The sequence below is a fragment of the Ensifer sp. SL37 genome, from assembly GCF_026672675.1.
GTDB classification, from domain to species: Bacteria; Pseudomonadota; Alphaproteobacteria; order Rhizobiales; family Rhizobiaceae; genus Ensifer; species Ensifer adhaerens.
Genome location: NZ_JAPPRN010000006.1, coordinates 3,776,905 through 3,803,716, shown reverse-complemented (window position 1 = coordinate 3,803,716; position 26,812 = coordinate 3,776,905). Strand labels below are relative to the sequence as shown.

Here is a 26,812-nt window from a genome sequence, read left to right as displayed (position 1 = left end):
AGGAAACGGATGTTTCATAAAGGCTTCGGTCTCGTCACTTTGGGCAGCGCCTGTTTCGCCGTCATGACAGTATCAGGCGCCACGGCGGCACACGCAAACGCCCTTGTGCCGCACCGCGCCGTCTATGATCTCGAACTCAAGGATGCATCGGATCGTTCGGGCATTGCCGGAATGTATGGTCGCATGGTCTACGAGTTCAATGGCTCGGCCTGTGCGGGCTATACCGTCAGCTTCCGTTTCGTCACCCAGGTCGATACCGGCGAGGAAGTGCGCCTGACCGATCAGCAGACGACCACCTACGAAGATCTAAAGAATGGCAATTTCCGCTTCCTGACCCGCTCCTTCACCGATGAGAAGCTGGACAAGGAAGTACGCGGTACGGCGCATGAGGAAAAAGCGGGCGTTAAGGTCGAGCTGACCGCGCCGGACAAGCGCGAAATCGAGCTTGCGGCGAGCCGGTTTCCGACGGCGCACATGATGGAGGTGATCTCGCGAGCGAAGAAAGGCGAGAGCCTCTTTGAGGCGCGCATCTTCGACGGCTCCGATTCGGGTGACAAGACCTTGATCACCTCGACCTTCGTCGGCAAATCGCGCAAACCCACGGCGGACGAGCCGGATGCAGGCAAGGCGGGCAAGCTCAGCGGCGACAATTACTGGCCGGTGACGATCTCCTATTTCAACGATGACAAGAGCGGCGACGCGCTGCCGATCTACCGTATGTCGTTCAAGCTTTACGAGAACGGGATTACCCGCGACCTGACGATGGACTACGGCGATTTCGTTCTGAGCGGCAAGCTTGCGGACCTCGAAGTGTTCAAATCCGAGGACTGCAAATAGCCGATTGCGGTAAAAAGCGGCGTTTGCGGCTTGATTTCTCGGGCGGTTGCCGTTAAGGGGCTGCCCATTCCACACGTGAAGCTTGGGATGTTCCGGGAGAAATCCGGATCGTTCCGCCGGTGGGCCGGTCGAAAGACATGCTCGACGCTTCGCGGAGGTTCAACCGGAAAAGGAGAAAAGGCATGGCATTGCCTGATTTTAGCATGCGTCAGCTTCTGGAAGCTGGCGTTCACTTCGGCCACCAGACGCACCGCTGGAACCCGAAGATGAAGCCGTACATTTTCGGCGATCGCAACAACGTTCACATCATCGACCTCGCACAGACCGTGCCGATGCTGTCGCGCGCCCTGCAGATCGTCAGCGACACCGTTGCCAACGGCGGCCGCGTTCTGTTCGTCGGCACCAAGCGCCAGGCGTCCGAAATCATCGCTGACGCTGCCAAGCGTTCGGCCCAGTACTACGTCAACGCTCGCTGGCTCGGCGGCATGATGACCAACTGGAAGACGATTTCGAACTCGATCCAGCGCCTGCGCAAGCTCGACGAAATCCTCTCTTCGGAAGCTTCGGGCTTCACCAAGAAGGAACGCCTGAACCTCGAGCGCGAACGCGAAAAGCTGAACCGCGCTCTCGGCGGTATCCGCGACATGGGCGGCACGCCGGACCTGATGTTCATCATCGACACCAACAAGGAATCGATCGCGATCGACGAAGCCAAGCGCCTCGGCATCCCGGTTGTCGCAGTCATCGACTCGAACTGCGATCCGGACCAGATCGACTATCCGATCCCGGGCAACGACGACGCTTCGCGCGCCATCGCTCTCTACTGCGACCTCATTGCACGCGCTGCCATCGACGGCATCGCACGTCAGCAGGGCGCATCGGGCCGTGACCTCGGCGCATCTGCCGAAGCTCCGGTCGAGCCGGCGCTCGACGAGGCCTCCGACGCCTGATCGGGCCTTGGCGGCAGGTAAGCCTGCCGCCCCCAATGAAATGTCGGGACAAGGCCGTTTGTGATGAAAATCTGAACGGCCTTGTTCTTTTCAGCCGGGGATGGCGCTGATCCGTTCGGATCTTTGGAGCCGAGCAACCCCGTGATGGTTCAGTCATCACGGTGTCACATTGAAAAGCCATTCCCTGCCACACCTCCTGGTACCGCGCCCTCAAGGGCAGCGCGCCAACCAAACAGACAAAGAGGCAATAAGATGAGTGTAACTGCAGCAATGGTGAAGGAACTGCGCGAAAAGACCGGCGCAGGCATGATGGACTGCAAGAAGGCGCTCGCCGAAACCAACGGCGACATGGAAGCTGCGATCGACTGGCTGCGCGCCAAGGGCATCGCCAAGGCCGACAAGAAGTCGGGCCGCACGGCTGCTGAAGGCCTCATCGGTATTGTCAGCGGTGGCGTCAAGGCTGTCGTCGTCGAAATCAACTCCGAGACCGATTTCGTTGCCCGCAACGAAGCCTTCCAGGAACTCGTCCGCGGCGTTGCCAATGTAGCGCTGACCACCGACGGCTCGGTTGAAGCCATCGCGGCTGCAAACTACCCGGCAACCGGCAAGTCGGTCGACGAGACCATCAAGGACGCGATCGCCACCATCGGCGAGAACATGACGCTTCGCCGCGCAGCCCTACTCAAGGTCGAAGACGGTGTTGTTGCCACCTACATCCACAACGCTGCCGGCGACGGCATCGGCAAGCTCGGTGTTCTCGTCGCCCTGAAGTCGATCGGCGACAAGGAAGTTCTCTTCTCGGTTGGCCGTCAGATCGCCATGCACATCGCTGCGACCAACCCGCTCGCGATCCGTGCGGACGAAGTCGACGCCGCTGTTGCCGAGCGCGAACGCAACGTCTTCATCGAACAGTCGCGCGCTTCGGGCAAGCCGGACAACATCATCGAAAAGATGGTCGAAGGCCGCATGCGCAAGTTCTTCGAAGAAGTCGCTCTGCTGTCGCAGGCCTTCGTCATGAACCCGGAAATCACCGTCGGTCAGGCCGTCAAGGACGCTGAAAAGCTCGCTGGCGCACCGATCGAAGTCACCGGCATGGCTCGCCTGCTGCTCGGCGAAGGTGTCGAGAAGGAAGAGTCCGACTTCGCTGCAGAAGTTGCAGCCGTCGCCAAGGGCTGATTTCTTCACCCATATTGGGAAAACCTTGGGGCATCGCGTGACAACGCGGTGCCCTTCGTGTATCCGGCTTCGTCAATGCGCTGGACCCGCCGGAAAATACGCCGTTGCGGTTGAAACCATGGTGCGCAATGTGTCCTTATGCGCTGTGCGCCGCCATCGTGCGCACGCGCGCCGATCTGTTCAGGAGCGATGATGCCGGCCGAGCCACTCTACAAACGCGTTCTACTCAAAGCCTCCGGTGAAGCTCTCATGGGCAGCCAGGGCTTCGGCATCGATGTGGCGGTCGCTGACCGGATCGCCGCAGATATCGCCGAAGCGCGCGCCATGGGCGTCGAAGTGGGCGTGGTTGTCGGCGGCGGCAACATCTTCCGCGGCGTGGCCGTCGCTTCCAAGGGCGGCGACCGGGTAACCGGCGACCACATGGGCATGCTGGCAACCGTCATCAACGCGCTGGCGCTCGCAACGTCGCTGCGCAAGCTCGACATCGATACGGTCGTGCTTTCGGCAATCGCGATGCCGGAAATCTGCGAGAGCTTCTCGCAGCGCGCAACGCTCTACCATCTTTCCCTCGGCCGCGTCGTGATCTTCGCCGGCGGCACGGGCAATCCCTTCTTCACGACCGACTCTGCCGCCGCCCTTCGCGCCGCCGAAATGGGCGCGCAGGCGATCTTCAAGGGCACCCAGGTCGATGGCATCTATTCCGCCGACCCGAAGAAGGATCCGGACGCGACCCGCTTCGACCGCCTGACGCACAGCGAAGTCCTCGAGAAGGGGCTTGCCGTCATGGATGTTGCCGCCGTCGCGCTTGCACGCGAAAATGCCATTCCGATCGTTGTCTTCTCCATTCATGAGAAGGGTGGCTTTGCGGAAATATTGACCGGCGGCGGTCGCGCGACCATCGTCACAGACAATTAAGAAGCTGCAGAACGGCCCTCGGGCCGGCGAATGATAGAACGGGAGTTTCGACCATGAGTGAAGGTGTTGACCTGAAGGAACTGAAGCGTCGCATGGATGGCGCCATTTCCGCATTCAAGAGCGATATCGCGTCGCTCCGTACCGGCCGCGCGTCGGCGAACGTTCTCGATCCGGTGACCGTCGAAGCCTATGGCTCACGCGTGCCGCTCAACCAGGTGGCGAACATCACGGTTCCCGAGCCGCGCATGCTGTCCGTCTCGGTCTGGGACAAGCAGATGGTCGGCGCTGTGGATCGCGGCATTCGCGAATCGAACCTCGGCCTCAATCCGATCATCGACGGCCAGAACCTGCGCATTCCGCTGCCGGAACTCAACGAAGAGCGCCGCAAGTCGCTCGTCAAAGTGGCACATGACTACGCCGAAAAGGCGAAGGTCGCCGTGCGCCACGTGCGCCGTGACGGCATGGACGACCTGAAAAAAGCCGAAAAGGATGGCGACATCGGTCAGGATATCAGCCGTTCTCAGTCCGAGCGCGTGCAAAAGATGACCGACGAAACGATTTCCGATATCGACCGCTTGCTCGTCGAGAAGGAAAAGGAAATCATGCAGGTCTGATCTGCTCTGCTCGTGATCTGAGTCTCCTTTCGCGGACGCCTTATGCAAAACCTCAATTCCACGACCGTTCCGGAACATGTTGCCATCATCATGGATGGCAACGGGCGTTGGGCGAACGCGCGTGGGCTGCCGCGCACGATGGGGCACCGCAAGGGTGTCGAGACCGTTCGCGCCGCCGTCAAGACGGCGGGCGACTTGGGGATTCGCTACCTCACGCTTTTTGCCTTTTCCTCGGAAAACTGGAGCAGGCCGGCGGCGGAAGTCAGCGATCTGATGGGGCTGCTCAAGACCTTCATCCGCCGGGATCTTGCCGATCTGCACCGCGAGAATGTCCGCATCCGAGTCATCGGTGACCGCTCCAACCTCAGAGGCGACATTCTACCGTTGCTGGTGGAGGCGGAGGAAACGACGCGGGCAAATACCGGGATTACGCTCGTCATTGCCTTCAATTACGGCGCCCGGGACGAAATGACACGAGCCATGCGGCGGCTGGCGACGGAAGTCGCCGAAGGACGCTTGCGGCCGGAAGACATCAACCCCGAGCGTATCGCGGCGATGCTGGACACGTCGGACATTCCCGATCCGGACCTGATCATCCGCACCAGCGGCGAAGAGCGTCTCTCGAATTTCCTTCTTTGGCAGGGCGCCTATTCGGAACTGATCTTCGTTCCGGAGTTGTGGCCGGACTTTACGCGCGAAACGTTCCAGGCGGCGCTTGAAAAATACGCCTGCCGCGAGCGCCGCTTCGGCGGCGTCGCCGAGCCCACGTTGGCGGTCGGTTCCTGATGCAGACTGAACTTAAGCTTCGTATCGCTTCGGGCGTGGTCCTCGCAGCGGTGACACTAGCGGCGACCTGGTTCGGCGGTTTGGCGTTTCAGTTGCTGTCGGCGCTGATTGCGCTGCTCGTCTATTATGAGTGGTCGACGATCACGGACCTCCAGGAGCGGGATTTCCAAGGCAATGCCGTTGGTTGGCTGGGCGTCGTGATCATCGCCGGCCTGATCGTGACCGGCTATATCGGCTACAGCCTTCCGGTCCTAGCCGCTTTTGTAGTTCTCACTGTCCTTTGGGTATTTCTGCAGAAGACCAGTTGGTGGCTGCCGGGTGGCATCGCCTATGCCGGGCTGACCGGCATTTCGCTTGCGGCCCTTCGCGGCGCCGACGATCTTGGCTTGATGGCGACGCTGTTCGTCTTTGCCGTCGTCTGGGCGACCGACATCTTCGCCTATTTTACCGGCCGCGCGATCGGTGGACCGAAGCTCGCGCCACGCATATCGCCCGGCAAGACATGGTCGGGTGCCATCGGTGGCACAATTTGCGGCATCGTTGCCGGTGTTGCCGTCTTTATGGCTTATTTTTCACTGCAAGATCTCCGCATTCCGATCATTGCGCTGGTGCTTTCCGTCGCCAGCCAAGTGGGAGACTTGTTCGAATCCTTCATCAAGCGCCGTTTTGGGGTGAAGGATTCCAGCCGTCTCATTCCGGGGCATGGCGGCGTTATGGATCGGGTCGACGGGTTGATTTTCGCGTGTGTCGCGGCGTTGATTCTGGTCATGATTCAGTATTTCGTCAGCGATGGGCGCCAGATCGCTTTCGGATCCGTCCTGTATAGCCTTTGAGCTTAGGCCCGCGGGTGCTTGAGGAACGTTCATGACATATCTGCTTGATGCCCTTCAGATTCTGACCGGCTACGTCGTCCCATTTCTTCTGGTGCTGACGCTGCTGGTCTTTGTGCACGAGATGGGCCACTACCTCGTCGGCCGCTGGTCGGGCATCCGCATTCTGGCTTTTTCGATCGGCTTTGGCCCCGAGCTCGTCGGCTGGACCGACCGGCACGGAACGCGGTGGAAACTGGCGGCGATTCCCCTTGGCGGTTACGTCAAGTTCTACGGCGACGAGGATGCGGCGAGCGTGCCGGACTACAAGCGCCTGGAGGCGCTGGCGCCGGAAGAGCGCAGCCAGACCTTCCTCGGCGCCAAATTGTGGAAGCGTGCGGCAACCGTCGCCGCCGGACCGATCGCAAACTTCATTCTCGCCATCGCCATCTTTGCCGTGCTGTTTTCCGTCTACGGGCGTCAGGTCGCCGATCCGGTGGTTGCGCGGGTGAATGAGAACAGTGCCGCTGCGCAAGCCGGTGTCGTGCCGGGAGACCGTCTGATTTCGATCGACGGCACGCCGGTCGTCACCTTCGACGACGTTCGCCGCTACGTCAGTGTTCGCCCGGAAATGCCGATTTCGATCCGAATCGAACGCAATGGCGCGATGCTCGATCTGTCCATGGTGCCGCAGCGTACCGAGCTCACGGATCAGTTTGGCAACAAGATGGAAATCGGCGTCATCGGTATCCTGACCGACCAGGAAGCCGGCAATTTCCGCACGGTCAACTATGGTCCGATCGAGGCCGTCGGGCAGGGCGTCCTGCAAAGCTGGCACGTTGTCACCGGTACTTTCGACTATCTCTCCAATGTCGTGACCGGTCGGATGAAGGCGGATCAGATCGGTGGACCGATCCGCGTCGCCAAGGTCTCGGGGCAGATGGCGACGCTTGGAATTCCGTTTTTGCTGAATATTGCCGCGATCCTGTCTGTTTCCATAGGATTGCTTAACCTCATGCCCGTTCCGGTGCTTGATGGCGGCCACTTGATGTTCTATGCGGTTGAGGCCTTGCGCGGAAGGCCGGTGGGCCCGGCCGCGCAAGATGTCGCCTACCGGATCGGTTTTGCCATGGTGCTGATGCTCATGGTCTTTGCCACCTGGAACGACATATCGATGTTCTTCGGCTAGCGTTCGGCCGGGGAAACGGCGAGGGGGATTTCGACGGATACTGTGAACGATTGGTTTTCAACGGCTTGCGACGAAAGGTTTTGTTTACGATAAATCGAAGCTGTAGTGGCCGTTAAGCCACGGTTCGAATTGAAGTAAACAGAAATTAACGAGCTGGCTTGCTTGTATGGGAAAAGCGGTTAAAACGGCAACCGTGACCGGAGTCGGCACGAAACTGCCGCGCGACGTTTGGAAAAGGTAAGATTTGAACATGAAAGCTGGTTCAAGGTTTTTGAACGCGGTGTCGGCGGCTGCGCTGTCAACAAGCATTGTTGTTTCCGGCGCTGGTGTTGGGTTGCTCGCAGGCACGTCCGTTGCAGAAGCTGCGGTCATCAATCGTGTCGAAGTGCGCGGCGCCACGCGCGTCAGCGCTGAAACGGTTCGCGCCAACATCACGATCGTTCCGGGCAAGAGCTTCAACAACACCGACATCGACGCTTCCGTGAAGCGTCTGTATGCGACCGGCTACTTCTCCGACGTCAGCATCAACGTTTCCGGCGGCACGCTGGTCGTCAGCGTCAGCGAGAATCAGCTCGTCAACCAGGTCGTCTTCAACGGCAACCGCAAGATCAAGGACGACAAGCTGCAGGGCGTCGTGCGCACGCAGCCGCTCGGTCCTTACAGCGAGGCGACGGTCGAGACGGACATCCAGTCGATCAAGGACGCCTATGCGGCGATCGGTCGTGGCGATGTCACGGTGACGACGCAGGTCGTTCCTGTCGCCGAAGGTCGCGTCAACCTCGCATTCGTTATCAACGAAGGCGAGCGCACCAAGATTTCTCAGATCAACTTCGTCGGCAATGAAGCCTACAGCGACGGTCGTCTGCAGTCGGTCATCGCGACGAAGGAATCGGGCATTTTCTCCTTCATTACGCGGAAGGACGTCTACAATCCCGACAAGCTGCGCGCGGACGAAGAGCTGTTGCGTCAGTTCTACTACAACCGCGGCTACGCCGACTTCCAGGTCGTTACTTCGGATGCGACCCTGAATGAAGCGACCAACGAATACACGGTGACGATCACCGTCGAAGAAGGTCCGCGCTACGACTTTGGTTCCGTCAATGTCGAATCGACCGTTGAGGGCATCAACGCCGAAGAACTGAAGGGGCTCATCGTCAGCCGTCAGGGTTCGGTCTACAAGGCCAAGGACGTTCAGGCGACGATGACCGAGATCTCGAAGCGCGTCGCTTCGGCTGGCTACCCGTTCGCTCGCGTCACGCCTCGCGGCAACCGCGATCTCGGCAACCACACGATCGCCGTCGACTACCTCGTCGACCAGGGCGAGCGCGCCTACGTCGAGCGTATCGAAATCCGCGGCAACACCCGTACCCGCGACTACGTTATCCGTCGCGAGTTCGACATGGGTGAAGGCGACGCCTTCAACCAGGAAATGGTAGCGCGCGCCAAGCGTCGTCTCGAGGCTCTCGGTTACTTCTCGACTGTCAACGTTTCGACCGCTCCGGGCAGCGCCGCTGACCGTGTTGTCGTGATCGTCGACGTACAGGATCAGTCGACCGGTTCGTTCGGTATCGGTGCAGGTTACTCCGCCGGTAGCGGTGGTGGCTTCCTCGTCGAAGCTTCGATCGAAGAAAAGAACTTCCTCGGCCGTGGTCAGTACATCCGCGTTGCCGCTGGTCGTGGTGACGAGAGCCGCACGTACAACGTTTCGTTCACGGAGCCGTATTTCCTCGGCTACCGTCTGGCCGCAGGCTTCGACGTCTTCAAGAACGAAAACGACTTCGATGACGACAACTACAGCTACGAAGATCAGGGCTTCAGCCTGCGCGTGACCGCGCCGATCACCGAGAACCTGTCGACGACGCTGCGTTACAACTTCACGCAGTTCGATTATAGCGGTGACCGGTCGAAGCTTTCGTCGCCCTACATTCGTGCGATCGACGGCGGCAACTGGGTCCGTTCGTCGGTGTCGCAGTCGATCACCTACAACACGCTCGACGATGCGCAGCTGCCGCATGACGGCATTCTTGCGACCTTCACGCATGAATTCGCCGGCCTCGGCGGTGACTCCGACTTCTACAAGATGACCGGTAAGGCCAAGTGGTACTACACGGTCAACGACGAAGCCGACATTATCGCTTCGCTCGGCGGTAGCGCCGGCCATATCTTCGAGACCGGTAGCGATCTGCAGGTCTTCGACCAGTTCCAGCTCGGCACCAGCGACATCCGCGGCTTCGAGCGGAACGGTATCGGCCCGCGCGAAAAGCAATCGGGTGACTCGCTCGGTGGTACGACCTATTTCACGGCTTCGGCCGAGGCGACGTTCCCGCTTCCGGGTATCCCGCGTGACAGCGGCTTCCGCGGTGCGGTCTTCGCTGACGCAGGAACGCTCTACAGCAACAAGGTCGCGCTCACCGGTCCTGGTGAATCGGTCCAGGGCAACGACGCCTCGCTGCGCGCCTCGGTCGGTATTGGTCTGATCTGGGCTTCGCCGTTCGGTCCGCTGCGAGTCGACTACGCATGGCCTGTTGCCAAGGAAGATTTCGACCGGGTTCAGAACCTGAAGTTCGGTATTTCGTCGTCGTTCTGATAAGAAGCAGTCCAGAACTGCCAGAAAAGATCGTTCTGGAGTGTACATGGAACAGAACTGGTTTTTTCCGCCCCACGATGGGATCCGCTTGGGCGACCTGGCGGATCGAATTGGGGCGGAGTTGGTTGATGTCGCGGTCGTTGACCGCGCCGTCCGCTCCGTAGCGCCGGTCTATCGGGCAAAGCCCGGTGACGTCTGCTATATGTTGTCTCGCAAGAGCCGCGCCGAACTCGAAACGTGTGAGGCATCGGCGATCATTTGCGATAAGACGATTTCCTCTCTCGTCCCTGCACATATTCCCGTCCTTTTGACAGCTCGGCCGCACACGGCCTTTGCGCTTGCTGGCACGTTGTTGCACGAGATTGCGATGCGTCCGGCTCGCAATACGAGCCTGCGCGGCATCGCGCCTGGCGCGTTCGTGGATCCGACCGCGCGGCTTGAAGACGATGTCGAGGTCGAACCGACGGCTTTGGTTGGTGCCGGCGCCGAGATCGGCCGCGGCACGCGGATCGCGGCCGGCGCGGTCATCGGCCCAGGCGTGCGCATCGGCCGCGATTGCACGATTGCCGCAGGTGCAAGCGTGCTTTGCGCTCTCGTCGGCAACAGCGTGATCATTCACCCCGGCGCTCGCATCGGTCAGGACGGCTTCGGCTATGCGCCGGGTCCGAAAGGCGGGATGATCAAGATCGTTCAGGTCGGACGGGTGATCATTCAGGATCATGTCGAGATCGGCGCGAATACGACGATCGACCGTGGCACGATGGATGATACGGTGATCGGCGAGGGCACGAAGATCGACAATCTCGTTCAGATCGGTCACAACGTGCGCATCGGTCGCTATTGCGGCATCGTCAGCGGGGTCGGCATCGCCGGCAGCACGAAGATCGGCGACGGTGTCATGATCGGCGGCGGCAGCGGCGTCAATGGCCATATCACCGTTGGTGATGGCGTCCAGATCGCCGCCATGAGCGGCGTGGCGGCTGATGTTCCCGCCGGCGAACGGTACGGCGGTATTCCAGCGCGCCCGATGCGTGATTTCCTGCGCGACGTTGCGGAAATGGCCATGCGGGCAGAGGAAAGACAGAAAAAGAAGAAGGGCGGCGCGAATGAGTGAAGCAGCAACGGTTCTCGGCACGGCGGATATTCAGGAAATCCTGAAACTGCTTCCCCATCGCTACCCATTTCTGCTCGTCGATCGCATCATCGAGATCGACGGCGACAATTCGGCGATCGGCATCAAGAACGTTTCGGCGAACGAGCCGCATTTCACCGGCCACTTCCCGGAGCAGCCGATCATGCCGGGCGTCCTGCTGGTCGAGGGCATGGCGCAGACCGCCGGCGCGATCTGCGCCCGCAAGGTGGGAACCGGTACGAACCTGGTCTATTTCATGACCATCGACAATGCCCGTTTCCGCAAGCCGGTCGTGCCCGGCGATCGTGTCGAATTCCATGTCGTGAAGCAGAAGCAGCGCGGCAATATCTGGAAATTTCACTGTGACGCAAAAGTTGACGGGCAACTTGTCGCAGAAGCTGATATCGGCGCGATGATAGTCAGCAAGGAAGACGCCTGAACATGATTGCAGCATCTGCGAAGATCCACCCGTCCTCGATCGTCGAGAGCGGTGCTGTGATCGGCGAGAACGTCAAGATCGGCCCGTTTTGCTACATCGGGCCGAAAGTCGTTCTGGGCGACGATATCGAGCTTCTCAGCCATGTCGTGGTGATCGGCCGGACGTCCGTCGGCAAGGGAACGAAGATTTTCCCGAACGCCGTGGTCGGCGGTGATTCTCAGAGCGTTCACCACAGCGCCGTCGATACCGAGCTTCTGATCGGCACCAATTGCACGATCCGTGAAGGCGTGACGATGAACACCGGAACCGTCGAGCATGGCGGTAAGACGGTCGTCGGCGATAACAATCTCTTTCTCGCCAACTCGCACGTGGCGCATGATTGCCGCCTCGGCAGCAACATCATCCTGTCCAACAATGTGATGCTGGCGGGCCACGTCACGGTCGAAGATCGCGTCATTCTCGGCGGCGGCTGTGCGGTCCACCAGTTCACCCGCGTCGGCCGTCAGGCCTTTGTCGGCGGTCTGTCGGCTGTCAGCTACGACGTCATTCCCTATGGCATGCTCAACGGCAATCCCGGTCTGCTGAGCGGTCTGAATGTCGTCGGCATGAGCCGGGCTGGCATCGATCGTGCAACGATCCATGTGGTTCGCCGCGCCTACAAGCAGATCTTCGAAGGGCCGGAATCGATCCGCGCCAATGCCGCAGCGATTCGCGAAGACTATATGGATTGCGCGCCGGTCATGGAAATCCTCGATTTCATCGGCGCCGAGAGCGACCGCGCGCTATCTTCGCCGCAACGCGGCAAGGCCTGACCGTGATGTCTTCTGCTGCGAGCCGCGCGGCGACCAGCGGCCGGCTCGCAATCATCGCTGGTGGCGGCGCGCTGCCTCATCACGTTGCCGAAGCGGTTCGTGCACGCGGCGAAGATCCCTACATCATCGCGCTCACGCGTGAAGCGGAAGAAACCGATTGGGTCGATTTTGACCATTCGGTTCTGGCGATCGGCGATTTCGCCAATATCAGCCGCACATTCAAAGAAGAGGGCATTGACCGCGTCGTCTTGTCCGGGTGGGTTCGGCGTCGGCCGGAGTGGCGCGATATCCGCCCGACGTTGCGGACCCTCGCAAAGATACCGTCAGTGCTGAAGACCTTGGTCTCGGGCGGGGACGATGCGGTTCTGCGCATGGCGATGCAGCTGATCGAGGCAAGCGGCGCGCACGTCATCGGCGTGCACGAGGTGGTACCCAATCTCCTGGCCGAATCGGGCCCCATCGGTGCTGTGAACCCTGACGGTGACGACCAACGCGACATAGAAGCGGGCATCGCTGCGGCCAACGCGCTCGGCGCGCTCGACGTGGGGCAGGGGGCGGTTGCGGTCGGCGGGCGTGTCGTAGCGCTCGAGGGCGCCGAGGGCACGGACGCCATGCTGGAGCGTGTCGCCGTCTTGAAGGCGGAGGGGCGCGTCTCTTCGCGCCGGCGCGGCGTTCTCGTCAAACTTTGCAAGCCGGGACAGGATCTGCGCGCGGATCTGCCGTCGATCGGCCCGTCCACCATCGCGCTTGCCGAGCGGGCCGGTCTTGCCGGTGTTGCCGTCGAAGCCGGACGGGCGCTGGTGCTGGAACGTAGCGAAGTGGTGACGGTCGCCGATCAAGCGGGGCTTTTTGTCGCCGGAGTGGAGCGCACTTCCGGAGGTATCAGACGATGAACGCGCCACGTTACAAGCTCGCAGTGATCGCGGGTGAAGTTTCCGGCGACCTTCTGGGTGCCGATCTCGTCCGCGCGCTTCGGGCGCAAAGCCATTCCGACGTCGAACTCGTCGGGGTCGGCGGCGAGGCGCTTGAGGCCGAGGGCCTTCGCTCGTTGTTCGACTATTCCGAACTTTCGATCATGGGCTTCACCCAGGTGCTCGCCCGTCTGCCGAAGCTGATCATGCGTATTCGCCAAACGGCAAAGGCGATCATCGCAGCCCGACCCGACGCGCTTCTGATCATTGATAGCCCGGATTTCACCCACCGCGTGGCGCGAAAAGTGCGCGCCGCATTGCCGGATCTGCCCGTCATCAACTACGTCTGCCCGAGCGTCTGGGCCTGGAAGCCGGAGCGAGCACCGCGCATGCGCGGTTACGTCGATCACGTGCTCGCCGTCTTGCCGTTCGAGCCGGAAGCGATGGAGCGGCTGCAAGGCCCCCCGACCACCTATGTCGGCCATCGCCTTGCAAGCGACGCCAATGTGCTCGCCGTTCGCGCAAGCCGCCAGCCGCGCCTTGCAGGCGCCAAAGACGGGCGTGTTTCGACATGCCTTCTGTTGCCGGGCTCGCGCTCCAGCGAGGTCGGTCGCCTGCTTCCGATCTTCCGCGCGACGGTCGACGAACTCGCGGCCCGCCATCCGGGAATTCGCTTCCTACTCCCGACCGTCCCGCGCCAGGAGAAGTTGGTGCGGGAGATTACCGCATCCTGGACGATCCAACCGGAAATTTCCGTCGGTGCGGCCGATAAATGGGCGGCCTTCGATCGAGCCAACGCGGCGATTGCTGCTTCGGGTACGGTCATTCTGGAACTCGCTTTGGCTGGCGTGCCCGTGGTTTCAACCTATGCGCCGGATTTCCTGGTGAAGTTCCTGCACAAGCGCATCCGCATCTGGAGTGGCGCACTGCCGAACCTGATCGCGGATTTCCCGATCGTCCCGGAATATTTCGGCGAATCGATCCGCCCCGGGGCCTTGACGCGCTGGATGGAGCGGCTTTCGGGCGCAACGGCGCAGCGGGCCTCGATGCTCGACGGTTACGCGCTGGTGCAGCAGCGCATGACGACCGATCATCCGCCGGGCGAGATGGCGGCCGAAATCGTTCTTGGCTATCTCAATAAGAGCAAGCCGTAAGACTTACGCTCGAGCGCGCGATTGCCTCAACGCTTCACTGAAGACGAGCCTGGCGCACAGCGTGCGCTCGGGTGGTTGTGTTGCTGCTATTACATAAATGGCCACAACCGGTGCGAAACGTCGATCCTAGCCTGCAAAAACAAAAGCCCGGTCATCGCTGACCGGGCTTTGTTGTCTCTGCTGATTGTCAGTCTTAGCGCTTGGAAACCGGCACGTAGTCGCGCTGCGGAGCGCCGACATAGAGCTGGCGCGGACGGCCGATGCGCTGTTCCGGATCCTCGATCATCTCGTTCCACTGCGCGATCCAGCCGACGGTACGGGCAAGCGCGAAGAGAACGGTGAACATGGTGGTGGGGAAGCCGAGAGCCTTCAGCGTGATGCCCGAGTAGAAGTCGATGTTCGGGTAGAGCTTCTTCTCGATGAAATACTCGTCGGTGAGCGCGATGCGTTCGAGTTCCATCGCCACTTCGAGGAGCGGATCGTCCTTGTGGCCGAGTTCGGCGAGCACTTCATGCGTGGTCTTCTGCATGATCTTGGCGCGCGGATCGTAGTTCTTGTAGACGCGGTGACCGAAGCCCATCAGGCGGAACGGATCGTTCTTATCCTTGGCGCGGGCGATGAATTCCGGAATACGGTCGGCCGTGCCGATTTCGGCAAGCATGTTGAGTGCCGCTTCGTTGGCGCCGCCGTGCGCCGGGCCCCAAAGGCAGGCGATGCCGGCCGCGATGCAGGCGAACGGGTTGGCACCCGACGAGCCGGCGAGGCGAACCGTCGAGGTCGAAGCGTTCTGTTCGTGGTCGGCGTGCAGGATGAAGATACGGTCCATGGCGCGCGACAGAACCGGGTTGACGACATATTCTTCGCAGGGAACGGCGAAGCACATGCGCAGGAAGTTCGAGGCGTAGTCGAGGTCGTTCTTCGGGTAAACGAAGGGCTGGCCGATGTGGTACTTGTAGGCCATGGCCGCAATCGTCGGCATCTTGGCGATCATGCGCAGCGACGCAACCATGCGCTGGTGCGGGTCGGTGATGTCGGTCGAGTCGTGGTAGAAGGCAGAAAGCGCGCCGACGCAGCCGCACATGACGGCCATCGGGTGTGCGTCGCGGCGGAAACCGGTGAAGAAGCGCGACATCTGCTCATGCACCATGGTGTGGTGCGTGACGCGATAGTCGAAGTCAGCCTTCTGCGCCTTCGTCGGCAGTTCGCCGTAGAGCAGCAGGTAGCAGACTTCCAGGAAGTCGCCGTGCTCGGCAAGCTGTTCGATCGGATAGCCGCGGTGGAGCAGCACGCCTTCGTCGCCGTCGATATAGGTGATCTTGGATTCGCACGACGCCGTCGACGTGAAGCCCGGGTCGTAGGTGAACATCTTCGTCTGCTTGTAGAGCGAGCCGATGTCCACGACGTCAGGGCCGATGGACCCAGATCGCACCGGAAGATCCGCCGACTTTCCATCGAGTGTTACAACCGCGGTTTTATCAGTCATCGGACCCTCCGTCTTATGGCAACGTGGCACACAGACGTGCCACGACAATGAACGTTGCGAATTTGCTATATGATTTATTTTCGACTGCCAAGCTGTACGAAAGGCAAATTGTGCGATGCGAAAATGTGCATATGGCGACGCAATAATGGCATGTTACGGCAATAAGTCCAAAGAGATCAATAAGCTCGTCCGATGATGGTGCGGTACCATTCTATATAGGTTTGCCGCTTTTTTCGGCAGATAGCGCCTCGGTTGCAGTTGCGCTGCGTTGGTTGCATGATCGACCGCGAAGTCAGGGTCCAAAGTGCGGGCGCAATGAGCGAAACGGAAATGCGGCAAGTGTCGCTCGACGTCGAAAGCGGAAGCTTCAGGCTTCCCGGATCCGATGCCGCCGTTGTCGCCGCGACCTTGCCTGCGAGAGGCCGGTTCCCCCTGTTTCTCTGGCCATCGTGGCAAGCAATTGCGGGCCGCGCAGCTCGTTTCCGGCCTGCCGCGCTTAAACCGGCATTCCTCGCCGCGATCGAAGAGGAACGGGCATTCGGTCACGGTTTCGTGTTGATCCCGGTGTTCTTGATCTTCGGCGTGCTCGCCTGGCTGGCGCTGCCCTTCGATATCCGGATTGCCAATCTTGCAGTGCTGCTGTGCATTTTCGGAATAGCAGCGGTGGCCTGTCGGTGGCGGCTGGCGCCTTTGAGGGCTCCGTTGATTGCAGTAACGCTGTTCGTCTCCGGCATGCTGTTGGTCGCGATTGAGACGTGGCGCACCGACACGGTTGTTCTCGACGCTCCGGTGACCACGAACCTACGGGGCGTGGTCTTTTCGCGCGAGCAAGATGATCGCGGCCGGTGGCGCTACGGGCTGGAGATCGAGGAAACGAGCCGGCCAAAGCTGCGCCGCCAGCCGCTGAAGGCGACGCTGGTGACGCGGGGCTCCGGAGAGCCGTTTCCGCTCGGCGCCCTGATCGAGGGCAGGGCGCGGCTGTCTCCGCCCTCGGGTCCGGCGCTGCCCGGCCTGAACGATTTCGCCTTCGACAGCTATTTCAAGGGAATCGGCGCCGTCGGGTTTTTCTACGGCGCGCCCAAACTATCCGAGAAGGTGGCGACCGAAGAGCCTGGGACGGCTTTCTCGCTGCGTTCGGCAGCGACGAAAACCATGGCCGCAATGCGGGAAACGGTTGGCGAGAGGATCCGCGCCTCGATCGGCGGCGATACCGGCGCGCTTGCGGCGGCTCTGGTGACCGCAGAGGAAAGGGCCATCAGCCGGGAGACGGTCGAGGTGCTGCGACAGGCGGGGCTAGCGCATGTGCTGGCGATCTCCGGCCTCAACATGGCGCTGGCAGCCGGCACGTTTCTGATCGGCGCACGCACTGCTCTCAGCATGGTTCCGGGGCTGGCGCACCGTGTGCCGATCAAGAAGGTTGCCGCTGCCGGTGCGCTGCTGATGGTCTGCCTCTACATCCTCATTTCCGGCGGCGCCGTATCGGCACTTCGCGCCTGGATCATGATCTCGATCATGCTGGTCGCGGTGTTTTTCGACCGCATGTCGATCAGCCTGCGCAACGTCGCGCTCGCCGCAATCGTCATCGTGGTTCTCATGCCTTCGGCTGTGGCCGGGCCAGGCTTCCAGATGTCCTTCGCCGCCACCCTGGCGCTGGTTGCCGGCTACGGGCGCTGGCGCGAACGGCGCACCGGCAAGGCCGAAGCGGCTGGCGGCCGCAGCAAGGGGCGCCTCATCACCGGCGTCGCCGCAGGCATCCTCATCACCTCGCTCATCGGCGGCCTGGCAACGTCGGTCTATTCGATCGCCTACTTCCACAGGCTGCCGGCCTATGGACTGCTCGCAAACATTCTCACCATGCCGCTGATCAGCATCGTGATCATGCCCTTCGGTCTGTTCGCCATGCTGCTGATGCCGTTCGGGCTTGAGCATCTGCCTTTGATGGCGATGGCGTGGGGTCTCGATCGGATGCTCGACGTCGCCCGGTTCGTGACGTCGCTCGATGGCGAGGTCGTGACCGGCCGCATCGGACCCATCGGCTTCGTGCTGATCGCGATCGGCGGTGTTTTTCTCTGCGTGCTGCGCAGTTGGCTGGCGATCTCTGGCATCGTGCTGATCTGTGCAGGCTTCTTCAGCCTGGCATTGGAAGATGGGAGCCGGCCCGACATCGTGATCGCCGAGGACGGACGCCTTCTCGGCCTGGTCACGGATGATGCCATCGCAACGAACCGGCCGCGCCCGCCGGACTTCATATTTTCGCAATGGCAACGGGCGCTCGCCGTGGGGGAGCACGAGCGACCGATCGCGCTCCCGCCTGCAGCCGATGATCTTTACCCGGCTATCGAACAAGCGGTCCGACGAGAGCCGCCGATCGATGGAGAAAAGGCTACGGCGATCCGTGCGGATTTTTCATCGGCCATCGAGGCAAGCCGGCCAAGCCGATTTGTCTGCCGCGACAAGCAATGGTGTGCGGCGCGCAGCGCCATCGGCTGGACGATCGTCACCCTCGAAAATCCGCGCCTCTTTCCCGCCCTGTGCGATCAGGCAGACCTGATCGTGGTCGCCGCGCGGGTCGATGTGGAAGCGTGCGCGCCGCGCCGAGCCCGCATCGTCGACGCACGGACGCTGCGCCGCATGGGCGCAATCGAAATTCGGGCGGAGCAGCAGGAAGGGCAGGGCTCACCCGTCATGCAAATCCGGCCGGCTTTCACGACGCTTGCCCGTCCATGGGAGCGCCATCGCACCTATGATTGGCGCAGCGACACCTTCATCGAAGATCAGCCGACGCCCTGAAAACGCCTGTCCAGCTCCGGCAATGGGTGGTTGCGAAATTATTCTTGATTGATAAACTCCACAAATCCTTGTCATTCGGTTTTCCTTTGCTTAAAGAGCCCCGGAAGCGCGCAAGGGTAGCGGCGGATGACGGAAAACCCTTCGCCCTGACACGACGAAATGGACCAGTACGTGAGGAACGAGATGCCGAGACGAGCCCGATCGACGATCAATTTGTTGGCAGCCGCGCTGCTGGTCCTGTCCTCCGCAGTTTCGCCAACGGCCGCCTTGGCCCAAGCGACGACGCAGGCACCCGCGGTTAATGGTACGCAAAGCGGAGCAACGGCGCCGTCCGCATCCGCGCCGACGGTAGAAAGTCAGGGCACGGCCGTAACCGTTCCGCCAGCGGAACCGGCGACGCAGGCGCAGCCGACACTGCAAGCTCCTGCCGCTACGTCGGGCGAGGGGGCTCCGGTAACCGTTGAAGGCGCCCCGGTGACGGCGGAAAGCACGCCTGGAACCGGCGAGGGTGCAGCAAGCCCGGTGTTGCCGCATGATCTTTCGCCGATTGGCATGTTCATGGCCGCCGACGTGGTGGTGAAGAGCGTGATGATTGGCCTCGCGCTGGCGTCCGTCGCCACCTGGGCGATCTTTGTGGTCAAGCTGCTGGAACTCTTTGGCGCCAAGGCGCGCCTGACGCGCGCAGTTCGCCTGCTGTCGGCTGCCAACGGCCTGGCAGACGTCAAGGGAGCCTTTGACGGCAAGTCGGGACCGGCGCCCGAAATGGTCGCCGCGGCGATCGACGAAATGGCCCGCTCGGAGGCGGTGATCGACCATGCGCCGACAGGCGGCCTGAAGGAGCGTGTTTCCTCGCTTCTGACCCGCATCGAGGTTCGCGCCGGTAAGCGCATGACAAGTGGCACCGGCATCCTGGCCTCGATCGGCTCCGTCGGCCCGTTCGTCGGCCTTTTCGGCACGGTCTGGGGGATCATGAATTCCTTCATCGGCATCAGCAAGGCACAGACGACCAATCTGGCGATCGTGGCGCCGGGCATCGCGGAGGCGCTTTTGGCGACCGCTATCGGCCTGGTGGCGGCGATCCCGGCCGTCGTCATCTACAACTATTTTGCCCGCTCGGTCGGTGGCTACAAGGTCATTCTCGCCGATGCCGCGGCGGCCGTGGAACGGCTCGTCAGCCGCGACCTCGACCATCGCCTGGCCCGAAAGGCGCAGCCGCGCCGCCAGGACTTCGGTCACACCGAGACGACCATCGCAAGGATCGGGTGACCTATGGCCGGAAAAATCAGCGACGGTGGCGGCGATCTCGATGAAAACGCCGAGATCAACGTCACCCCCTTCATCGACGTCATGCTGGTGCTGTTGATCATTTTCATGGTGGCGGCGCCGCTTGCCACCGTGGACATGAAGGTGGACCTGCCGCAATCGGCCGCAAAGCCGGCTCCGCGGGACGACAAGCCGGTCTTCGTGACTTTGAAGGCGGATCTGGCTCTGGCGATCGGCAACGATGAGACGGCGCGCGAGAGCTTTGCCGACGAGTTGAAGCGCCTGACCGAAGGCAATACAGAGACGCGCGTTCTGCTGCGCGCGGACAAAGCCGTCGACTACGGTGAGCTGATGACGGTGATGAACCTCATTCAGAACGCCGGCTACACCAAGATTGCCCTCGTTGGGCTGGAAGGCGCGCCGGGACGCTGATCCCGGCCGGCAATCGTGTTGCCTCCGCCATTCGCAGTGCAATTCCCTCCCGTTTTTCCGGCGCAGATTGCCGCTATCGCTTGAAACCGGCCGGGCGCCGATTTATGAGCTTACCTCAAAGGCTTTCCGACGGGAGCCAGAAGACGATCGTGCGCGCTTGCCCGAAAGCGGGCGCCGCGCCTATCCGGACACGAGGGCACTACCATGAATTTCGAAGCAGCGCGCACCAAGATGGTGGACAACCAGATCCGCACGACGGATGTCACGTCCCACTCGGTCCTGTCCGCGTTCCTGAGCGTGCCGCGCGAGGAGTTCGTGCCTGCCAAGATGAAAGAGCTTGCCTACATCGACACGGATATCTCGCTTGAGGTTACCAATGGCAACGCACCGCGTTTCCTGATGGAGCCGTCGCCGCTCGCCAAGCTTCTCCAGCTGGCCGAAATCGCCAAGTCCGATGTCGTCCTGGAGATCGGCTGCGGCACCGGCTACGCGTCCGCACTGCTGTCACAAGTTGCAGGTTCGGTCGTTGCGCTCGAAAGCGATGAAGGCCTCGCCGCCACCGCGACGGAAACGCTGTCTCGCCTCGGCTACGACAACATCGCCGTCGTGACCGGCGAACTCGAGAAGGGATATGCCGCCGAGGCACCCTATGACGTGATCTTCGTTCACGGCTCGGTCGAAGTCCTGCCGACCGCTTTGTTCGAGCAGTTGCGCGATGGCGGGCGGCTGGTCGTCGTTGAAGGATTTGGCAATGCTTCTCGCGCTAAACTCTATGTGCACGAGCACGGAAAGACGTCCGAGCGCCCCGATTTCAACACCGCGGTCAAGCCGCTTCCCGGCTTCCGTCGTGCACAGGAATTTGTTTTTTGAGGTCCCGCTTATTGAGGGATATCAACAATTAATTGCGTTGCTAAAATAACAATGTTGCCAATTCGCAACGCGGTACTTGTTTCTTTTTGAAATGGCTGCGCAGAGTATGGCTGCGCAGTTGTCGGAATGCTGATTCCGGGTTTCAAAGAGTGCAGTGGTAGTGATTTGCTCACCAGTGGGCGGTGTGAGCGCTTCATCGCCGTGTCTAGTTGGGGTCGCTTTTTGCAAAGAGAGCGGCGCCGCGGAAATAGAGGGCAGGCTCTGCCGCCCCGATCGGAGAGAGAAGTAATGGTGTCGATTGTCCGCAAAGCGGCCCTCCTGGCCGCCGTTTCGACAAGCTTGCTGCTTGCACCGCACGCAGTACTGGCCGAAACGATCTTCGGCGCAATGGCCAAAGCCTACGCAAACAACCCTGACCTGAACGCCGCGCGGGCCGGCCTCAGGGCGACCGATGAGAGCGTGCCGATTGCCAAGTCCGGCTTTCGCCCCCAGGTGGCGGCATTCGCGTCCGGAACGCTTTCGACCATCGACAGAGAAAAGACCCTGAGCGAAGACCTCCACCAGGGACAGGTCGGCATCACCGTAAACCAGATGGTGTTTGACGGCTTTCAGACGCTGAACAATGTGCGCGCCGCTGAATCGAACGTCTTTGCGACCCGCGAATCGCTGCGCGCCAACGAGATATCGATTCTCCTTTCGGCCGCGACCATCTATTCCAACATCGCGCGCGACCAGCAGCTCGTATCGATCCGCAAGCAGAACATCGCCTTCCTTCAGGAGCAGGTGAACGCGGCGAAAGCCCGTCTCGATGTGGGCGAAGGCACCCGAACGGACGTGAGCCTCGCCGAAGCCTCGCTCGCCAACGCCCAGTCGCAGCTTATCGTCGCCGTCGCTCAGTTGAAGCAGAGCGAAGCGACCTATGTACAGATCGTCGGCGATGTGCCGCGTGGCATCAAGCAGGCTTCGCCGGCTTCGAAGGCCCTGCCGCGCACGCTCGATCAGGCCGTCGCGACCGGTCTGCGCGAAAGCCCGATCATTCTGTCGGCGCAGTACTCCGTTGATTCGGCCGGTTATCAGGTCAAGTCGGCGGAAGGCACGATGCTCCCCGGTGTGACGCTGCAGGGCCAGGTTGGCCGCACCACCGGCAATGCCAGCCAGTTCGATAGCAATGCATCGAGCATTACGGCTCGCCTCGAAGTTCCGATCTATCAGGGTGGCGCCGAGTACGGCCAGATCCGCCAGGCCAAGGAACGTCTCGGCCAGCAGCGCATCCTCGTCGATTCGGCGCGTGCGGCGGTCCAGCAGACTATTGTCTCCGCCTATGCTCAGCTGGAAGCCGCGATTGCGCGCATCTCCGCCAACAAGGCGCAGATCTCCGCCGCCAAGCTGGCTCTCGATGGCGTGATCGAAGAGCGCAAGGTCGGCCAGCGTACGACACTCGACGTGCTTGATTCGCAGCAGGACGTGCTTCAGGCACAGGAACTTCTGGCCGTTGCCCAGCGCGACGCGGTCGTTGCGAGCTATTCGCTGCTTGCTGCCGCCGCGCGGCTGACCGTGAAGGATCAGGGCCTGCAGGTTGCCGAATACCGTGCCGAAGAGCACTACGAAGTGGTCAAGGACAAGTGGTTCGGTCTGCGAACCGTTGACGGTCGCTAAGGCGTCCGTTCGCATCATTGAGTACCTGCCAACGCCTCGGGTCTTCCCCGGGGCGTTTCTATTTTTTCCCCTGAAAACAAATCTGTGCAAGAATCCTTAGCGTTGATTCGTGGCGTATGTTTCGTTCGCGAACTCACTTAAGGTTTGTCGGAAATCGGCGCATGTCCAGTTTTGGGACACATGTCTGCCGCGTCAAACGAGGATGGAAATGGCACAGCTCAATGTCGCGCGTGAACCGTCGATGGATGAAATCCTGGCATCCATTCGCAAGATCATTGAGAGCAACGAACCCGGGCAAGCCGGATTTGCGCCGCAGGAGCAGTTCGAGGACGAGGGCAACGACGAGATCGAGCTGACTATCGACAGCGAGATCGAGACGATCGCCTTTGGCCGACGCGATGAGGCGCCCAAGGCCGCGTTTGTCGAACCGGTCGTGGACAGCCAGGCCGGGCTGTCGGAGCCGTCGCCGGCAGCGCAGCCGCCGCTTTCACTTGCCGATGTCGCAGCACGGGTTCGCGCCGCGTCCGAGCGTCATACGACGAGCTTTGCCGGACGTGAGGTGCCGCCTGCGCCGCAGGTCGTCGCTATTCAGGACAGTCCGGTCGTCACCTCGCGCATGGCAGCAGTTTCCGCGCCGAAAGCGCCGGTGATCGAGCCCGTTGCTGCAGTTGAGGCGCCGGCAGAGCCGGAAGTCGTAGCGCCGCCGCCAGTCGAACTCCCGGAAGTTCTAAGCGCGGTTCCGCCGGTGGCCGCCGTCGTTCCGCCGGAAGCGCCCGCGCCGGAGACGGCGCTTGCGGCGATCGTCTCGCCGGAGGTCGGCCGCAAGGTCGCTCAGTCGTTCGGCGATCTTGCCCACGCAGTGGGTCAGGAATCGCGGCGTTCCTTTGATGAAATTGCCGAAGCGATGCTACGGCCGATGCTGCAGGAATGGCTCGATGACAATCTGCCGACGCTTGTCGAGCGGCTCGTCCGCGAGGAAATCGAACGCGTCGCGCGCGGCCCCCGCCGCTAAAAGCCGAATCCGAACACGAAAGAAGCCGCGCGATCGTCGCGGCTTTTTGCGTTCGTGTTGACTTGCACCGGCCGTTCCGGTTTACAAGACGCTGACATCAATCTCGTAAATTGGCTCCAAAATGCTTGATAAGACCTACGATTCCGCATCCGTCGACCCGCGTATCGCCAAGAAGTGGGACGAAGAAAACGCGTTTCGTGCAGGGGCGGGTGCCAAGCCCGGCGCCGACAGTTTCTGCATCGTGATCCCGCCGCCGAACGTGACGGGTTCGCTGCACATGGGCCACGCGCTCAACAACACGCTTCAGGACGTGCTCGTTCGTTTCGAACGCATGCGCGGCAAGGATGTGTTGTGGCAGCCGGGCATGGACCATGCAGGCATCGCCACCCAGATGGTCGTCGAGCGTAAGCTGATGGAGAGCCAGCAGCACCGCCGGCAGATGGGCCGCGAAGCCTTCATCGAAAAGGTCTGGGAATGGAAAGCCGAATCGGGCGGGCTAATCTTCAACCAATTGAAGCGTCTTGGCGCGTCCTGCGACTGGTCGCGCGAACGCTTCACCATGGACGAAGGGCTGTCCGAAGCCGTTCTCGAGGTCTTCGTTTCGCTCTACAAGGAAGGCCTGATCTACAAGGATAAGCGCCTGGTCAACTGGGACCCGAAGCTTCTGACCGCGATTTCGGATCTGGAGGTCGAGCAGCACGAGATCAACGGCAACCTCTGGCACCTGCGCTATCCGTTGGAGCCTGGCGTAACCTTCGATTACCCGGTCGCCTTCGATGAAGAGGGCAAGGCGACCGAGTGGGAAAAGCGCGATTACCTCGTCGTCGCCACGACGCGTCCTGAAACCATGCTCGGAGACAGCGGCATCGCGGTCAATCCGGAGGATGAGCGCTACAAGCCTTTGATCGGCAAGCACATCATTCTGCCGATCGTCAGTCGCCGCATTCCTGTCGTTGCCGACGACTATGCGGATCCGACCGCCGGTACCGGTGCGGTGAAGATCACGCCTGCGCATGATTTCAACGACTTCGACGTCGGCAAGCGCGCCGGTCTGCGCGCGATCAACATCATGACGATCGAAGGCCGCATCACGATCAAGGACAACGAGGATTTCCTCGAAGGGCTCAGCGATCCGGCTGCCCTCCACGGTGCCTGGGACGAACTCGAAGGCAAGGACCGATTCGAAGCGCGCAAGATCATCGTTCGCATCTTCGAAGAGGCGGGCCTGCTCGACAAGATCGAGCCGCACAAGCACATGGTTCCCCATGGCGACCGTGGCGGCGTGCCGATCGAACCGCGTCTGACAGAGCAATGGTATGTTGACGCGAAGACGCTGGCCAAGCCCGCGATCGCCGCCGTCAAGGAAGGTCGGACCAACTTCGTTCCAAAGAACTGGGAGAAGACCTACTACGAGTGGATGGAAAACATTCAGCCCTGGTGCGTTTCGCGCCAGCTCTGGTGGGGGCACCAGATCCCGGCCTGGTACGGTCCGGACGGTCAGGTCTTCGTCGAAAAGACCGAGGAAGAGGCGCTGCACGCGGCGATCCAGCATTATCTGGCGCATGAAGGCCCGATGAAGGCCTATGTCGAGGATCTGCTCGAGAACTTCAAGCCGGGCGAAATCCTGACGCGTGACGAAGACGTTCTCGACACCTGGTTCTCCTCGGCGCTCTGGCCGTTCTCCACGCTCGGCTGGCCGAACGAGACTCCGGAACTTGAGAAGTACTACCAGACCGACGTGCTGGTCACCGGTTTCGACATCATCTTCTTCTGGGTCGCCCGGATGATGATGATGGGCCTGCACTTCATGAAGGATGCCGACGGCACTCCGGTCGAGCCTTTCCATACCGTCTATGTCCATGCGCTCGTTCGCGACAAGAACGGCCAGAAGATGTCGAAGTCGAAGGGCAACGTCATCGATCCACTCGAACTGATCGACGAATACGGTGCTGACGCCTTGCGCTTCACGCTGGCGATCATGGCGGCCCAGGGGCGTGACGTGAAACTCGACCCGGCCCGCATCGCCGGCTACCGCAACTTCGGCACCAAGCTGTGGAACGCGACGCGTTTTGCCCAGATGAATGGCGTTACCAGCAGCGATGGTTTCATTCCCGAAACCTCATCGCTCACCGTCAACCGCTGGATCCTGACGGAGCTGTCGCGGACCATCCGCGACGTCACCGAGGCGCTCGATGCCTATCGCTTCAACGACGCGGCCGGCAGCCTCTACCGGTTCGTCTGGAACCAGTTCTGCGATTGGTACCTCGAACTGCTGAAGCCGATCTTCAGTGGCGAGGACGAAGCGGCAAAACGCGAGTCGCAGGCCTGCGTCGCCTACGTTCTCGACGAGATCTACAAGCTGCTGCACCCGTTCATGCCGTTCATGACGGAAGAGCTCTGGGCGCAGACGGCAGGCGAGGGCCAGGAGCGTTCGACGTTGCTGTGCCACGCCGAATGGCCGGCGCCGTCCTATGCTGACGACACGGCGGCCGACGAGATCAACTGGCTGATCGATCTGGTTTCGGGCATTCGTTCGGTCCGTTCGGAGATGAACGTCCCGCCGGCGGCAACTGCGCCGCTGATCGTTGTCGGTGCCAACAACCTGACGCGCGAGCGCCTGCAGCAGCATGCCCAGGCCATCGGTCGTCTGGCGCGCGTCGAGCATATCGACCACGCCACTGTTGCGCCGCGCGGCAGCGCCCAGATCGTCGTTGGCGAGGCAACGGCCTGCCTGCCGCTCGGCAACCTGATCGACCTTTCCGCCGAGAAGGCCCGGCTTGAGAAGGCGATCGCCAAGGTGGAGGCCGAGCGCGAGCGCATCCTCGGCAAGTTGGCCAATGAGAAGTTTGTCGCCAATGCAAAGCCGGAACTGGTCGAAGCGGAACGTGAACGTCTCGTAGAGCTCGATCTCCAGAAGGAATCGCTGAGCGTTGCGCTGACGCGCGTCGCCGAGGCCGGTTGAGGCCGTTAATCGACGGATTCAACGAGAGGGCGT

22 protein-coding genes are annotated in these 26,812 nt (G+C 61.4%); 21 read left to right on the top strand and 1 reads right to left on the bottom strand.

The genetic code is table 11. The features are described 5' to 3' along the window. Positions 1-9: 9 nt before the first annotated feature. The 14 genes from OVA00_RS30690 (at position 10) to lpxB (ending at position 14,311) form a co-directional block, all read left to right on the top strand. Positions 10-837: a cell envelope integrity EipB family protein gene (locus tag OVA00_RS30690; RefSeq protein ID WP_034796712.1), complete on the top strand. Its 828-nt coding sequence runs from the start codon at positions 10-12 to the stop codon at positions 835-837. Positions 838-1,019: 182 nt separating this feature from the next. Continuing rightward, positions 1,020-1,787 (top strand): 30S ribosomal protein S2, encoded by a 768-nt coding sequence (gene rpsB / locus OVA00_RS30685; protein ID WP_034796710.1) that lies wholly within the window; start codon positions 1,020-1,022, stop codon positions 1,785-1,787. A 252-nt stretch (positions 1,788-2,039) separates the two neighbouring features. After that, a complete protein-coding gene (tsf, locus tag OVA00_RS30680) occupies positions 2,040-2,963 on the top strand; it encodes a translation elongation factor Ts (RefSeq protein ID WP_034796708.1) in 924 nt (307 codons plus the stop codon). A 192-nt stretch (positions 2,964-3,155) separates the two neighbouring features. Beyond that, positions 3,156-3,878: a UMP kinase gene (gene pyrH / locus OVA00_RS30675; protein ID WP_034796706.1), complete on the top strand. Its 723-nt coding sequence runs from the start codon at positions 3,156-3,158 to the stop codon at positions 3,876-3,878. 53 nt (positions 3,879-3,931) lie between these two features. Next, a complete protein-coding gene (gene frr / locus OVA00_RS30670) occupies positions 3,932-4,492 on the top strand; it encodes a ribosome recycling factor (protein ID WP_034796704.1) in 561 nt (186 codons plus the stop codon). A 42-nt stretch (positions 4,493-4,534) separates the two neighbouring features. Next, positions 4,535-5,278, top strand: coding sequence for an isoprenyl transferase (locus OVA00_RS30665; RefSeq protein ID WP_060516958.1), 744 nt, complete (start codon positions 4,535-4,537; stop codon positions 5,276-5,278). After that, positions 5,278-6,111 carry a phosphatidate cytidylyltransferase gene (locus OVA00_RS30660; protein ID WP_034796700.1) on the top strand — a complete coding sequence of 278 codons (834 nt, stop codon included), beginning with the start codon at positions 5,278-5,280 and terminating at the stop codon, positions 6,109-6,111. The genes OVA00_RS30665 and OVA00_RS30660 overlap by 1 nt, the downstream gene beginning before the upstream one ends. Positions 6,112-6,142: 31 nt before the next feature. Continuing rightward, complete coding sequence (gene rseP, locus OVA00_RS30655; RefSeq protein WP_034796698.1) at positions 6,143-7,276, top strand: RIP metalloprotease RseP; 1,134 nt, start codon at positions 6,143-6,145, stop codon at positions 7,274-7,276. 250 nt (positions 7,277-7,526) lie between these two features. Beyond that, the gene (gene bamA, locus OVA00_RS30650; protein ID WP_060607504.1) at positions 7,527-9,863 is read left to right on the top strand and encodes an outer membrane protein assembly factor BamA; all 2,337 of its coding nucleotides are present in this window, start codon (positions 7,527-7,529) and stop codon (positions 9,861-9,863) included. Between the two features lie 46 nt (positions 9,864-9,909). Next, positions 9,910-10,977, top strand: coding sequence for a UDP-3-O-(3-hydroxymyristoyl)glucosamine N-acyltransferase (lpxD, locus tag OVA00_RS30645; protein ID WP_268090245.1), 1,068 nt, complete (start codon positions 9,910-9,912; stop codon positions 10,975-10,977). Further along, the gene (fabZ, locus tag OVA00_RS30640) at positions 10,970-11,434 is read left to right on the top strand and encodes a 3-hydroxyacyl-ACP dehydratase FabZ (RefSeq protein WP_034796695.1); all 465 of its coding nucleotides are present in this window, start codon (positions 10,970-10,972) and stop codon (positions 11,432-11,434) included. The genes lpxD and fabZ overlap by 8 nt, the downstream gene beginning before the upstream one ends. Further along, on the top strand, positions 11,431-12,246 hold the full coding sequence (lpxA, locus tag OVA00_RS30635) for an acyl-ACP--UDP-N-acetylglucosamine O-acyltransferase (RefSeq protein WP_060607473.1): 816 nt from the start codon (positions 11,431-11,433) through the stop codon (positions 12,244-12,246). Before fabZ ends, lpxA begins: the two co-directional genes overlap by 4 nt. A 5-nt stretch (positions 12,247-12,251) precedes the next feature. Continuing rightward, the gene (locus tag OVA00_RS30630) at positions 12,252-13,139 is read left to right on the top strand and encodes an LpxI family protein (protein WP_089044623.1); all 888 of its coding nucleotides are present in this window, start codon (positions 12,252-12,254) and stop codon (positions 13,137-13,139) included. After that, positions 13,136-14,311, top strand: coding sequence for a lipid-A-disaccharide synthase (gene lpxB / locus OVA00_RS30625; RefSeq protein WP_268090243.1), 1,176 nt, complete (start codon positions 13,136-13,138; stop codon positions 14,309-14,311). Before OVA00_RS30630 ends, lpxB begins: the two co-directional genes overlap by 4 nt. A gap of 193 nt (positions 14,312-14,504) precedes the next feature. Here lpxB and gltA read toward each other — a convergent pair whose 3' ends face one another. Then, entirely contained in the window at positions 14,505-15,794 is a 1,290-nt protein-coding gene (gene gltA, locus OVA00_RS30620) for a citrate synthase (RefSeq protein ID WP_034796688.1), read from the bottom strand. A gap of 315 nt (positions 15,795-16,109) precedes the next feature. Here gltA and OVA00_RS30615 point away from each other — a divergent pair, with 315 nt between their 5' ends. The 7 genes from OVA00_RS30615 (at position 16,110) to OVA00_RS30585 (ending at position 26,779) form a co-directional block, all read left to right on the top strand. Continuing rightward, positions 16,110-18,584 carry a ComEC/Rec2 family competence protein gene (locus tag OVA00_RS30615; RefSeq protein WP_268090242.1) on the top strand — a complete coding sequence of 825 codons (2,475 nt, stop codon included), beginning with the start codon at positions 16,110-16,112 and terminating at the stop codon, positions 18,582-18,584. Between the two features lie 183 nt (positions 18,585-18,767). Beyond that, on the top strand, positions 18,768-19,850 hold the full coding sequence (gene exbB / locus OVA00_RS30610; RefSeq protein WP_268090241.1) for a tonB-system energizer ExbB: 1,083 nt from the start codon (positions 18,768-18,770) through the stop codon (positions 19,848-19,850). A gap of 3 nt (positions 19,851-19,853) precedes the next feature. Further along, positions 19,854-20,279 carry a TonB system transport protein ExbD gene (exbD, locus tag OVA00_RS30605; RefSeq protein WP_034796684.1) on the top strand — a complete coding sequence of 142 codons (426 nt, stop codon included), beginning with the start codon at positions 19,854-19,856 and terminating at the stop codon, positions 20,277-20,279. A 204-nt stretch (positions 20,280-20,483) separates the two neighbouring features. Then, entirely contained in the window at positions 20,484-21,149 is a 666-nt protein-coding gene (locus OVA00_RS30600) for a protein-L-isoaspartate O-methyltransferase family protein (protein WP_034796677.1), read from the top strand. Positions 21,150-21,437: 288 nt separating this feature from the next. Beyond that, positions 21,438-22,805, top strand: a complete 1,368-nt coding sequence (locus OVA00_RS30595) for a TolC family outer membrane protein (protein ID WP_034796676.1) — start codon at positions 21,438-21,440, stop codon at positions 22,803-22,805. A 208-nt stretch (positions 22,806-23,013) separates the two neighbouring features. Then, positions 23,014-23,817 (top strand): PopZ family protein, encoded by an 804-nt coding sequence (locus OVA00_RS30590; protein ID WP_268090240.1) that lies wholly within the window; start codon positions 23,014-23,016, stop codon positions 23,815-23,817. 121 nt (positions 23,818-23,938) lie between these two features. Next, positions 23,939-26,779, top strand: a complete 2,841-nt coding sequence (locus tag OVA00_RS30585; protein ID WP_268090239.1) for a valine--tRNA ligase — start codon at positions 23,939-23,941, stop codon at positions 26,777-26,779. Positions 26,780-26,812: the final 33 nt, after the last annotated feature.

Bases quoted from the DNA above. Each gene is read 5' to 3' on its own strand.
- OVA00_RS30690 (WP_034796712.1), top strand. From the start codon at position 10: ATGTTTCATAAAGGCTTCGGTCTCGTCACTTTGGGCAGCGCCTGTTTC.
- rpsB (WP_034796710.1), top strand. From the start codon at position 1,020: ATGGCATTGCCTGATTTTAGCATGCGTCAGCTTCTGGAAGCTGGCGTT.
- tsf (WP_034796708.1), top strand. From the start codon at position 2,040: ATGAGTGTAACTGCAGCAATGGTGAAGGAACTGCGCGAAAAGACCGGC.
- pyrH (WP_034796706.1), top strand. From the start codon at position 3,156: ATGCCGGCCGAGCCACTCTACAAACGCGTTCTACTCAAAGCCTCCGGT.
- frr (WP_034796704.1), top strand. From the start codon at position 3,932: ATGAGTGAAGGTGTTGACCTGAAGGAACTGAAGCGTCGCATGGATGGC.
- OVA00_RS30665 (WP_060516958.1), top strand. From the start codon at position 4,535: ATGCAAAACCTCAATTCCACGACCGTTCCGGAACATGTTGCCATCATC.
- OVA00_RS30660 (WP_034796700.1), top strand. From the start codon at position 5,278: ATGCAGACTGAACTTAAGCTTCGTATCGCTTCGGGCGTGGTCCTCGCA.
- rseP (WP_034796698.1), top strand. From the start codon at position 6,143: ATGACATATCTGCTTGATGCCCTTCAGATTCTGACCGGCTACGTCGTC.
- bamA (WP_060607504.1), top strand. From the start codon at position 7,527: ATGAAAGCTGGTTCAAGGTTTTTGAACGCGGTGTCGGCGGCTGCGCTG.
- lpxD (WP_268090245.1), top strand. From the start codon at position 9,910: ATGGAACAGAACTGGTTTTTTCCGCCCCACGATGGGATCCGCTTGGGC.
- fabZ (WP_034796695.1), top strand. From the start codon at position 10,970: ATGAGTGAAGCAGCAACGGTTCTCGGCACGGCGGATATTCAGGAAATC.
- OVA00_RS30630 (WP_089044623.1), top strand. From the start codon at position 12,252: ATGTCTTCTGCTGCGAGCCGCGCGGCGACCAGCGGCCGGCTCGCAATC.
- lpxB (WP_268090243.1), top strand. From the start codon at position 13,136: ATGAACGCGCCACGTTACAAGCTCGCAGTGATCGCGGGTGAAGTTTCC.
- gltA (WP_034796688.1), bottom strand. From the start codon at position 15,794: ATGACTGATAAAACCGCGGTTGTAACACTCGATGGAAAGTCGGCGGAT.
- OVA00_RS30615 (WP_268090242.1), top strand. From the start codon at position 16,110: ATGAGCGAAACGGAAATGCGGCAAGTGTCGCTCGACGTCGAAAGCGGA.
- exbB (WP_268090241.1), top strand. From the start codon at position 18,768: ATGCCGAGACGAGCCCGATCGACGATCAATTTGTTGGCAGCCGCGCTG.
- exbD (WP_034796684.1), top strand. From the start codon at position 19,854: ATGGCCGGAAAAATCAGCGACGGTGGCGGCGATCTCGATGAAAACGCC.
- OVA00_RS30600 (WP_034796677.1), top strand. From the start codon at position 20,484: ATGAATTTCGAAGCAGCGCGCACCAAGATGGTGGACAACCAGATCCGC.
- OVA00_RS30595 (WP_034796676.1), top strand. From the start codon at position 21,438: ATGGTGTCGATTGTCCGCAAAGCGGCCCTCCTGGCCGCCGTTTCGACA.
- OVA00_RS30590 (WP_268090240.1), top strand. From the start codon at position 23,014: ATGGCACAGCTCAATGTCGCGCGTGAACCGTCGATGGATGAAATCCTG.
- OVA00_RS30585 (WP_268090239.1), top strand. From the start codon at position 23,939: ATGCTTGATAAGACCTACGATTCCGCATCCGTCGACCCGCGTATCGCC.